The organism is Reyranella soli (genome assembly GCF_007992495.1).
GTDB classification, from domain to species: Bacteria; Pseudomonadota; Alphaproteobacteria; order Reyranellales; family Reyranellaceae; genus Reyranella; species Reyranella soli.
This window is the reverse complement of the sequence record NZ_BKAJ01000249.1, coordinates 1-9,839: the sequence shown is the minus strand read 5'-3', so window position 1 is coordinate 9,839 and position 9,839 is coordinate 1. Positions and strand designations below refer to the sequence as shown.

At 60.1% G+C, this 9,839-nt stretch carries 11 protein-coding genes; 9 read left to right on the top strand and 2 right to left on the bottom strand.

What is annotated here, in order from left to right; all coding sequences use genetic code 11:
* Both RSO01_RS44260 and RSO01_RS44255 read left to right on the top strand, forming a co-directional pair.
* The coding region (locus RSO01_RS44260) for a hypothetical protein (RefSeq protein WP_218037651.1) at positions 1–635 on the top strand (635 nt) is incomplete at its 5' end.
* 151 nt (positions 636–786) lie between these two features.
* Positions 787–1,125, top strand: coding sequence for a hypothetical protein (locus RSO01_RS44255; RefSeq protein WP_147157018.1), 339 nt, complete (start codon positions 787–789; stop codon positions 1,123–1,125).
* A 328-nt stretch (positions 1,126–1,453) separates the two neighbouring features.
* On the opposite strand, the gene RSO01_RS44250 is transcribed toward RSO01_RS44255, so the two are convergent.
* Entirely contained in the window at positions 1,454–3,283 is a 1,830-nt protein-coding gene (locus RSO01_RS44250) for a lipase family protein (protein WP_147157017.1), read from the bottom strand.
* Positions 3,284–3,649: 366 nt separating this feature from the next.
* On the opposite strand from RSO01_RS44250, the gene RSO01_RS44245 reads away from it, so the two are divergent.
* From RSO01_RS44245 to RSO01_RS44240, 3 genes are read left to right on the top strand one after another with little or no spacing between them, the layout of a single operon-like run.
* Positions 3,650–3,853 carry a hypothetical protein gene (locus tag RSO01_RS44245; RefSeq protein WP_147157016.1) on the top strand — a complete coding sequence of 68 codons (204 nt, stop codon included), beginning with the start codon at positions 3,650–3,652 and terminating at the stop codon, positions 3,851–3,853.
* A gap of 20 nt (positions 3,854–3,873) precedes the next feature.
* Positions 3,874–4,098: a hypothetical protein gene (locus tag RSO01_RS48125; RefSeq protein WP_170303836.1), complete on the top strand. Its 225-nt coding sequence runs from the start codon at positions 3,874–3,876 to the stop codon at positions 4,096–4,098.
* On the top strand, positions 4,061–4,309 hold the full coding sequence (locus RSO01_RS44240) for a hypothetical protein (RefSeq protein ID WP_147157015.1): 249 nt from the start codon (positions 4,061–4,063) through the stop codon (positions 4,307–4,309). The genes RSO01_RS48125 and RSO01_RS44240 overlap by 38 nt, the downstream gene beginning before the upstream one ends.
* Positions 4,310–5,017: 708 nt before the next feature.
* Here the strand turns inward: RSO01_RS44240 and RSO01_RS44235 are convergent.
* Complete coding sequence (locus RSO01_RS44235) at positions 5,018–5,677, bottom strand: recombinase family protein (RefSeq protein WP_147157014.1); 660 nt, start codon at positions 5,675–5,677, stop codon at positions 5,018–5,020.
* Positions 5,678–7,116: 1,439 nt separating this feature from the next.
* Between RSO01_RS44235 and RSO01_RS44230 the strand changes: the two genes are divergently transcribed.
* From RSO01_RS44230 to RSO01_RS48120, 4 genes are all read left to right on the top strand, one after another.
* Positions 7,117–7,317 (top strand): cold-shock protein, encoded by a 201-nt coding sequence (locus RSO01_RS44230; protein ID WP_147157013.1) that lies wholly within the window; start codon positions 7,117–7,119, stop codon positions 7,315–7,317.
* An 898-nt stretch (positions 7,318–8,215) separates the two neighbouring features.
* Complete coding sequence (locus RSO01_RS44225) at positions 8,216–8,443, top strand: CpXC domain-containing protein (RefSeq protein ID WP_147157012.1); 228 nt, start codon at positions 8,216–8,218, stop codon at positions 8,441–8,443.
* Positions 8,444–8,861: 418 nt separating this feature from the next.
* The gene (locus RSO01_RS44220; protein WP_147157011.1) at positions 8,862–9,089 is read left to right on the top strand and encodes a YMGG-like glycine zipper-containing protein; all 228 of its coding nucleotides are present in this window, start codon (positions 8,862–8,864) and stop codon (positions 9,087–9,089) included.
* Positions 9,090–9,098: 9 nt separating this feature from the next.
* Positions 9,099–9,272: a hypothetical protein gene (locus tag RSO01_RS48120; protein WP_170303835.1), complete on the top strand. Its 174-nt coding sequence runs from the start codon at positions 9,099–9,101 to the stop codon at positions 9,270–9,272.
* Positions 9,273–9,839 lie beyond the last annotated feature (567 nt).

The window sequence follows — 9,839 nt, the reverse complement described above, 5'->3', positions numbered from 1 at the left end:
CTTTTCCAATCGACCCAGATCGCCTGGAAGAGACTGATCGCGCACTAGCTGGCCTGGCGGCTTCAGAAGTGGAACCCGCGCTAGAGGAGGCGACGCGTACGTATTCGGAAACGCTGTCCTCTCGACACCCGGCCGGTAGCAGGGGCGCGCGGATGTATCCGATTATGATCCGGCTGCGTCTGATCATTACAATGGGCCTTGCTCTGTCGTTTGGTCCGGCCTTCGCGCAAGATTTTGCGAACTGCTTTCAAACGAACTGCCAGAACAATGCGCAAGCGTGTATGGCAGCCGCCTACGATGCCCAAATCGCTTGCCAGAAGGCTGCGCGAGCGGGATGCGAAAAAGTGGAGTACTCGCAGAAGTTTAAGTGTCTGAGCACCGCGCTAAATCTCTGTCGACCTGCGCATGAAAGTGCAGAGGCGGTCTGCGTGGATGCCGTAAACTCATGCAGCGCCGCTTGCGGAAAACCGACCGGAAAGGCCTATTGGTGCACGGGCTTGGTGAATGAGGCTCAAAGGTCCGGATTTTGCGCCGACGTCGCCGGAAAGAGCGTCAGGGATCAATGGGAAGCTTGTTTCCGGCAGCTTTTCCCCGAAGGCACCGCGATCGACCTTGCGGACTGTCACGCGCTTTGAGACTTGGGTATTCTTGAACGGTAACGGATCGGCCCGCTAAGTCGGCCGCCTGGTTCTTCCAGCACCGCCAGCCCGGCTTCCACTCGATGATCTGGTCATTGAGCGCGTCGTGCACGAGCGCGGGCTTTGACGACAAGCACGGGAGATTGCGATGTTCCGACCGACAGTCCTGTTGTTTCTGGCGCTCGCCTGGTCGGGAAGCGCCGCAGCGATGTGTCCGCCGCCAAGGGACGATGAGGTCATTGCCCAAGGCGGCGCCATCGTCACGGGCCGTGTCGCCGAAACCGGGGTCGATGCCAATCGCAGGGCATGGGCACGCCTGCAGGTCACGGGCCGGCATACCGGCCAGGCGCCAGACAGCGTACGCCTGCTTGCTGCGAATGCTGGGCTTTATACGCCGATGTTCCAAGCCGGCGAGGTTGTGACCTTCATCATCCGCGCGCCGTTTGGCACATCCACCGTGTCCCTGTGCGAAAGTCGTAAGCCTTAGGGCCGATCATCGGCTGCGTGCTCAGCATATGTGAGCTCAGGCGCATTGTTGGTAGCTCTTTTGGCCTAACCGTAGCCTGCTCGCGTGCGAGCTATTCTTCTTTAGCCCTCGCTCCCGGCATCCCAAACCAAGGGAGGGAGGGTTAGGCCTCGCATTGGTGCCCACCCGTGCGGGGCCGCTCCGCGTCGCGTTGCTCCTGGCCGCTGAATTAATAGGCCCCAAGGCGCGCGTGCGCACGTCATGGGCTCTTACTGGCAGCCTCAGGTGGTGCTACAATTCTTGTAGCATGCGACGCAAGACCCTCTGCCAAATCACGACCCGGGGCAATCTAAAGTGTTGGAGTACTTAGTCGAGCTACCAACCTAAGCCAGACCGCAACTTTGGGCGGTCCTACTTCTTGGAGCGGCAGCATAAACTCTATCACCCCGTCCGCTTGTCGGCGAAAGGCAACGTGGTCGGCCAATGACTTCGCTTCGTCGGTCGACGGCCTTACGACTTCGAGGTGAGCTGAATCTCCCGTGTTGTTTCCCCACGCCAATTGCCAACCATCCGCATCCTTGTAGGCAAGGAAAACCAGGTCACGATCTAGAAGCGAACTTCCTTCGTAGTGGTCCTTCCTCCATAGGATTCCGTCCACTTCATAGTCTGGAACGGAGATTCGGGTACGAAGAGCAAACCCCATCGTGCCTACGACCGTGACACCACCAGCCAAGACCTCCTGCCGCTTAGGATCGTTCCGCCGATACGAGTCGAGAAACGCGGCAAACAGATCGATCCTTCGGTGCAGGATCCTCTTTCGTTCATCCTCTTTGGTAAGAGTTAATCCCTTGGTATCTTGGCCGAACAGTTCGTCATAGCGGCGAAACGCGGCGGCGCCATCTCGAGCCAGGCGCTCAGTCATTGCCCACTTCTCGCCGCGGACACGTAGATAGCTCTCAAAGCTGTACGACGCCCGAACCTGCTTCCCGTCCTTTCGTGCTTTCTCGATCTCGGGCGGCAGGTCGATTGCTTCTACTTCCAAGTGACCATCGACACGGAAGTCGCCAAAGAGAAACCTGGAGAGATTCCCAAATCCTTCCTCAGAATTGACCATGCCATACGGACCAGAGTGGGCTCGGCGGACATACGCGCGGGCCGCCAAGAAAGTATCTTCACGAGCGCCACCTGGTCTCGGGCCACAAATAACGGCGTTATCTACCTCAACCAGGCCATCACTGAGCTGCCCAACAAGACGGCGCGACATCCCCCCGGCGACGGGATAGTCGGCGGCGCCAGTTCCCTCGAGGCAAAACGCCTTTTCAACATCAAACTTGCCGTCCAACGAGTTGGCCTGCAGCGGATCGCCCAGGTACTTCTTGATTTCTGTTCGATCAAAGTTGTCGATCTGAAAGCCCATGAGAGCGCCGACCGCTCCGACGAGCGAGTTGCCATATCCGCCTTGGCCGGTAATCCCATTGTGGGGAGTGCCATACGTAAAGAATTTCTGAACGGATGCTCGAGCTCGGTCCCATTCAACCTGTGTCAACCGCGTTGCCGGGTACTTCGTGTTCAGATCTTCAACGGCCTGCAGTTTACGTTTGTCTCGATTCGTATGGGATCCATCCAGGACCTTATCGTTTTGGAGAAACGTCCGTGCAACGAGGCCTCCCATGGAGTGGGCCACCAAGTAGACCCCTTTTGCTCCGGTCACACTCAACAGGTCGGTTATAAGCCGACCGAGTCCCCACCCATATGTCTCCATACACGCGGAGGACTCCCCGCCAAAAAGGCGCGAGTCGATATCGTAGTAGCGGTAGATCGCGATGATCGCTTTGGACGGTGACCCTGCTGCTCCGCCTACGCCCGATGGCAATTGCGACCAGCTCTCCAACTCCTTCTTGGTTTCGGAGTTTAGGCCCCGAATTCCGTCACTGAACGTCACGCGGTAGTTGAAAGGAGGCTGGGTCAGTCGTAGCACCGGCGACTCGAAGATGTGGCGCGCCGAGTCGCCAGTCCACCCGGTGCGGACTAGAACAGAGCCAACGTTGAAACCATTGAATGGGTCCGCCGTAGTATCGTCGATTTCGCTTTGCGTCATGGCAAAGCCACGTAGGTAGACAATCGGCAGAACAAGACCGCTCTTGGCGGCTTGCCAGGCAAGAATCTGCTCCGCATTCATGCTTTTCCCCCGCCATGCGTTATCAGGTGGAGTTTAGCGAACGCCCAAGAGTGAATGCAATTCTCGTCGGTGCAGACCAGAACCCTTCATTAACTTAGCGTCAGGGGTCTGACGGTCGCTGGCCTAGGGGATGTCGTCGAGGCCATTAGAAGATCGCGCCCATGAGGGCGCCGCGCGTGGTGGCATCGATAGAACAATTGAACAGCTGTTTAATTGTTTGTTCTGGTGGCGTGCCCTGATAACAGGTAAACTCTGGGCATGTCAGACTCGACTGAACAAAGCCCGCCCGCAGCTGATTCAGGCCCGAGGGCTCGCAACGGCCAGTTCCGGCTGGGGCACTCCGGAAACCCTGGTGGGCGTCCTAAGATGCCGGCGGCGTTGCGCGATGGCATGCGGTCGCTAGCAGATGATGCCATGCGCGTGCTTGAGCCGGATAAGACGTCGCCGCTCGTGATGGGGGTGGACATCGCCCGGCATGGCGCCGACCAAACGGTTATTCGCTTCCGCCGTGGCCTGGACGCCCGCTCAATCCCGGCTGTGAAGGTCCGCATCCTGGACACGATGCATTAGCTGCCCATGTGATGAGGCTGGTGAACCAGCACCAGCCCACTGCCGTCTTTGTGGACGCCACCGGTATCGGCTGGGGCGTATATGACCGGCTAAGCCAGCTTCGCTGCCCAGGCCTTGTGGCCGTGGACTTCGGCGCCAAGTCAGACCGTGTGGACGGCACCGACGCCACCGCCAAGTACGCCAACAAGCGCGCCGAGATCTGGGTTCATGCGCGACTGGCTGAGGTTCGGCGCGTTGCCAAATGACAGAGATCTGCAAGCCGACCTGACGGGTGTCGAATACGGCTATGACCGTCACGACGCCATCCTGCTCGAGCGCAAGGACGACATGCGCAAGCGGGGCCTGGCATCCCCCGACGACGGCGACGCACTAGCGCTTACCTTCGCCTACCCGGTAGCTGAAGTAGAAGAGGAGGACGAAGTCGCGCCGCCGCTTGTCAGTTGGATGGCCGCGTAACGCTGCCCGAGACAGGGTCCGGGACTCGAGCCAACGCCCGACCGCTTCTGACCCGTCAGGGAGATGGATCGAGGCGGCCGGGCGGGCTCAATGAGGCCACGCGCGGTACGTCACACGTCGCCTCAGAGCCAGGGATGTGAAGGAGGGGAGACCGGAACGTCGCTGGTTCCCTAACTGTGGAGCGCGTGCCGGTCTCCCTGACTACGCTGGGCGCTTCAACGGAGAGAGCGTGAGCGGCGGCAAAAGCTCTCTCGCCGCCCTAGGTGGCCGGACGTGTGAACGCGAGAGGGAGCCGTCGGTTGCGTTGTAGACCCCTCACTGACCTCAAGGAGCTCTAGCCCGTAGACCATCCTGAAGGCAAGCCAAGCGCCTATGAGGATTACCAGTGAGGTATTTCCCCTGAGAACAAGGGGCAATCAGGTCCTAGCACCGCTTGCGGGTATCTCGTGCTTTGGCGGGGCAGGAAGGTGCGGGTTGAAATCTAACCCGCACTCAAGTGAGCCGACGATGGCCGCCTCACTGTAATTGGTTACAGTGACGCCTGCGGGAGCTCGGCGCTTGTCGACAGCGAGAGGCAACCACGGATCTCACTGTAATCCGATTACAGTCAGCCCCGGAAGCCGGGCCGCGCAGAGCCGCACGGACAAACAGGCGAGAGTGCGGGTTAAACTGTAACCCGCACTTAGGTACGACTTTCGAAGGCAGTATTCAGATCACTGCGGCCTTGAGATTAGAAATCGCCTTAGCGGTCCAGACGCCACCCCGGCGCGAGCGGATGCCGTCGTCATTGAAGCGGCGGGCGATGGCATTCAGGGACAGGCCTTCGGCCTCCAACTCGCTGACCATGGGCAGCAAGCCTTGAGCAAACGATTGTGCGGCTTCCGATGCCGCTGCACTGCCAAAACCTGGCTTCAGGTTGGCGCTGCCTCGGGGATTGCCTAGCTTCACGCCCCGGGCCTTAGCAGCAGCCAGCGCAGCCTTGGTGCGGGCGCTGATGGCCTCCCGTTCGGCTTGGGCGACCACGGCGAGGATATCGATCGTAAGCGTATTGGCTTCCGGCATGTCCGCCGCAACAAAGGGCACGCCGCTATCCCGCAGGGTCAGCAAGAATGCAGCGTTCCGCGAAAGGCGGTCTAGCTTGGCAACGACCAGAGTGGCTCCCGTCGCTTTGCAGCGGCTCAGGGCCGCTTGCAGTTGGGGGCGGTCGTTCCGCTTGCCGCTTTCCGTTTCGACAAACTCGGGGGCAATGATCTTGCCAGCGCGGCCCTCGACGAAAGCCCGGACTGCCTCGCGTTGCGCTTCCAAGCCGAGGCCTGACCGACCTTGGCGCGCGGTCGAAACGCGGAGATAGGAGACGAATTTGGCCACGTGTAAAAACTCGAAACGAACGTATTGAGTATTTACACAATCAATTAATTAGTCAATACGCCTTTCCGCGCTTGCTGGGGTGGCTACGGGAAAGCTGCGCTCGCGGTGGGGAAAAATGCTGCGCCGCGGCCTCGCTTCCTTAACTCCTCAAGATTTCGCCTCTGGAGCCGCGGCGCCACGTCTACGACAGCGCAGTGAAGTTCTTAGGGTAATGGACCGTACTGCCTTTCATGACTTTCGTCGGCAATGCTTTGCCCCATGCGAACGTCAGACGGGGGCCCTGAAACGTAGCATCGACGCAAAGGCCGGTTTTCGACTCTTACAAAGGTTTGGCCTCTGGTGGGCTCAAAGGGACTCACCGGCCCCACAAAACGCTCCAGTGAGCCGGATTTTGACTCTGGCGCGCCTCGTATCATAGCCTCCTTGGATCAGTCCCCCTCCAAAAGAAGACAGTTGAGTATGCGTGGCTCAGTCTGTGTAAGGAGGGGAGATATGCCTCAAGTGTTCGCACTAGCAGGTATTGGGCTCATTGCTATCGCAGCTTTGGACGCTGTTGCCTTGGCATTTCTCGTCGGGGGCTAGCCTTCGATCGAGGGAAAGCTATGGTTCGAATGCTTGCCTTAGCGGGGGCGGCCATGTTGGCCACAGTCCTGGTTGGCTCGATTGCGCTGACAGCGATGGCGGTGTTTCTGGTGAGCGGCTGACCCAGGAACGCGCTGATCGGGTAGGATCACCTCGGTCGGCTTCGGCGGGTCGTTTTGCTGCGGGATGTCGGAAATAGGCGGCCCCGCACAGCATTTGGGAGCGGGCCGTGCGGGGCCTCACCATTGCTGCCGTGTGGGGGCGTTGCGAATGGCTAGCCCCAGATTGAGTCACCTCATTCCGGATCGCATTAACCTGCGACAACATTTTATTGATTTAACCCGTAGACGCGCGGCGCCTGCCTCGACGTCGATGCGTTTCAAACTTGCTTGCAGCGGAAACGGCGTGCGCAAGTCGACGCTGTGTGTGAACGCCCCAGCGCACGCCGGACCGAACTGTGCCTCCCAGGGTGGGTCCCCCCAAGGAAGGAACGAAACGGTACGACCTGCTTTCAATTGCACTTCAAATCGCCACCACCGCATAAACGGGCCGTTTACATCCCCAAGAACTTCAATCTCGTGAGGTAGTCGAGGCGCAAATCCGTTTGATCGAACCCAAAGGCGATTCGCTGAAGTGCACTTTCTTCGTTGGGACTGGGTTCGACGAGCAAGCCACGTTCCATGACGTCGCCTCCATCGTGTGGAGGCAAGCAAGGTCACCTTCAGCCTGGCAGCGCAAGGCTGTGCAAATGTGAACAGTCGGGTGGCCTGAGCTCGCCACCGGTGGCCGAGGCGAGCCGCTTGCTATTGCGCTATCGTGTCGGCGCGCACTCCCGCGCTTACACTAGGATACCTAATATGGCTTCAGGCACGGTCAAATGGTTCAACGCTCAAAAGGGCTTCGGTTTCATTCAGCCGGATAGCGGCGGCAAGGACGTCTTCGTCCATATCAGCGCTGTCGAGCGAGCGGGTCTGCACGGCCTAAACGAAGGGCAGAAGATCAGCTACGAAGTCCAAAGCGAGCGCGGCAGAGAGGCGGCTGTAAACCTCAAGGCCTGAAGCGTGGAAGCATTGAGAGGGAAAGGTGGCTTCGGCCGCCTTTCTCGCCGTCAAGATGAGGCGCCAGGCAACCGGGTCAGGTCGGAAGCCGTAAGAGGAACCGCGAAAGTTGTCGCGCGTTTAGCGGGTGTCAACCGGAGGGCGACTCGGTGCAAAACCGCTGGTACATGCTAGCTCTGACGGTGATCGCCGCACTGGCAATTGTCAGTGGGATTTCCGAGGTGACGAGCGAGAGGGCTAAGGCAAGTGCGGTGGTATGGGACGACCGCTGATCACAGGTCATCGAGGGTGGCTTGCCGCGAGCCGCTGCAGCCCCGCCGCCGTGAGCGTGACTAGATCTGGATCATCGGCCCGCCGCGCGACGAGACCATCTTCCGCTCTCTCGACGGCAATCGCTGATTTTTGCCTAGGCACGACCCGTGTTTCCAGACGACCACAACTTGTCCACGGCAGCCACGAACGAGACGGCCCCGCGCTAGGCCCACACTCCCCCAGCGACGGGGCCGTCGCCGAAATCAGCCCCCGCTAAGATCGGTCAGACGGTTCGGCAATACTCAGTCTAGGATTGCGCTGATTACATCCGGATTACCGAGAGTAGCGGCACAACGGCCGGCCTGCTCGAGGGTGCGCTGCCTCACTACTTGAATTCCGTGCTTCAAGCGCCTGCTATTACGGGCGAATCGGAATTATCGACAGCCTGTGGAAAGCGGGACTTGCCAGCGCCAAGTTATGCATATGCACAAGCAATAGACTTGGAAATGCTCGGCCTGCGGCGTCGAGGTGCCCACATGCCCATGACCGTGCTCCGGCACCAACTCAGCCACGTCGAGCGCCGTGGCCACGCAGTCGACCGGATCGAGCCCGACGGTCCGCCCGCCGAGGATCCGCACCAGCGCCAATGACTCAGACGGCACCGCCGCGCACCTTTGCCGACCTTGAGCCCGCCGGCCTGGAGATGGCGGTCACCTGCCAGAAATGCGGCCATTGGGCTGTGATCGACGACAAGGCACCGAAGCTGCGCAACCAGCGGATCGCCGGCCGGCGCTACCGGTGCGCCCAGTGCGGCGCGATCGGCCTGCCGTCCCTGGGTACACGCCGGCTCGCCAAACGGCTGGCCGAACGCTAGTGGGCCTGGTTGTCTCGCCTCGGTGATGCTTCCAACTCATCAGCTGCCATCGTGACGTCCTACCGGTCGCTATGCGGCGGCAATCGCGGCGGCGAGCTGGTCGACCAAGTGCCGATGGTCGATCTCGCCAGCCGCGGCCTTGCGCAGCAGGTTCGAGATGCGCTGCACGAGATTCCGGCGAGCGGTAAACGATCGGCGTCGACAAGGCGGCGTTGTAGCACGAGCGGCACGCTCGATTGCCAGCACTGCAAGCTCAACAGGTAGGAGCGCCAGCACAGTGTCCGCGCAACGCGATCAACGTGGCTAGCCTCTCCCCAAAGGGATCGATAAAAATTAATATTAACAATGCTTTACGAGGCATTCTTGACATGATGCCTCAAGGCGGCGCTAATGAGAGCCGTTAAGGACGCCGTCTCGAATGAATTGGCGCCGCGCATCGATCGCAATTCCGCTTGCCTTCCTTCTGTCCGCTTGCGGCGACACCTGGGGCGAAAGAGCTGTAACAGGCGGCGGCATGGGCGCGGGAACAGGCCTGGCCATTGGAGCGGTTGCCGGCTGGTTGCTGGCTCCTGTTCTGGTGGGCGCAGCGGTTGGAGCTGGTATCGGCGCCGCAACGACGCCCGGTAAGGAGTTCTTTCAAAAGTAGAGTACCAGCATGGACAGCAACGTTTCGTTTCTATTCTTGGTGGCTCTGATTACCGGTATCGCAGTGGCAGCCCTAGGCAAGGGCCGCGACGCCTACGACCAGGGCGTCAGCCCATCAAATGCCCTCTACGAGGTTTCGGAGAACTGGCGCACATCGGTTCGGTTTTCTGCAGCTGCTCGTTGACTTAGCCCAACGAGCACGAGGGTAGGTCGCCGGAGCAGGGTCCGGCCGACCATGCACCATGCCGACATTGCCTACCCGATCGCGCCGCCACGCCGCAGCAACGCCGACGTCCCCCGCGGCGTAGGCTGTGGCGATGGTCGACCCATTAAAGGCATTCCCTACAGCTTCGGCGCGCTGCGCAAGACCTTCGGGCCGGGCATAGTTGAAAGAAGTCGATGCAATAGCGGGTACTGAAGCGGGTACGGAGCGTCGATTCTGTGCTCTGGATCTCGCCAGCGCTTAATCAAAATTTGACGACTGGAGGCCGCGAATCAAGCAGCGGGCCGATGGAGATCGCGAGGGTTTCGGGCCGGGAGAACTGAGCGCTAATGCATCGCTAGCGCCGTTCGGTTTACGCCCCGCGCACTCGGACAGGTTTACTTCAAAAAGGTCTGTGGCCCGCCGCGTTCCAGCGCACGCTTGTAGGCCGGCCGCGCCTGGACACGCTCGACGAAACCCTTGAGTTTATTCATCTTTCCGGCGAATCCGACGCGTGCATCGGCCGCTTCGATGGGGAAGCTCATCTGA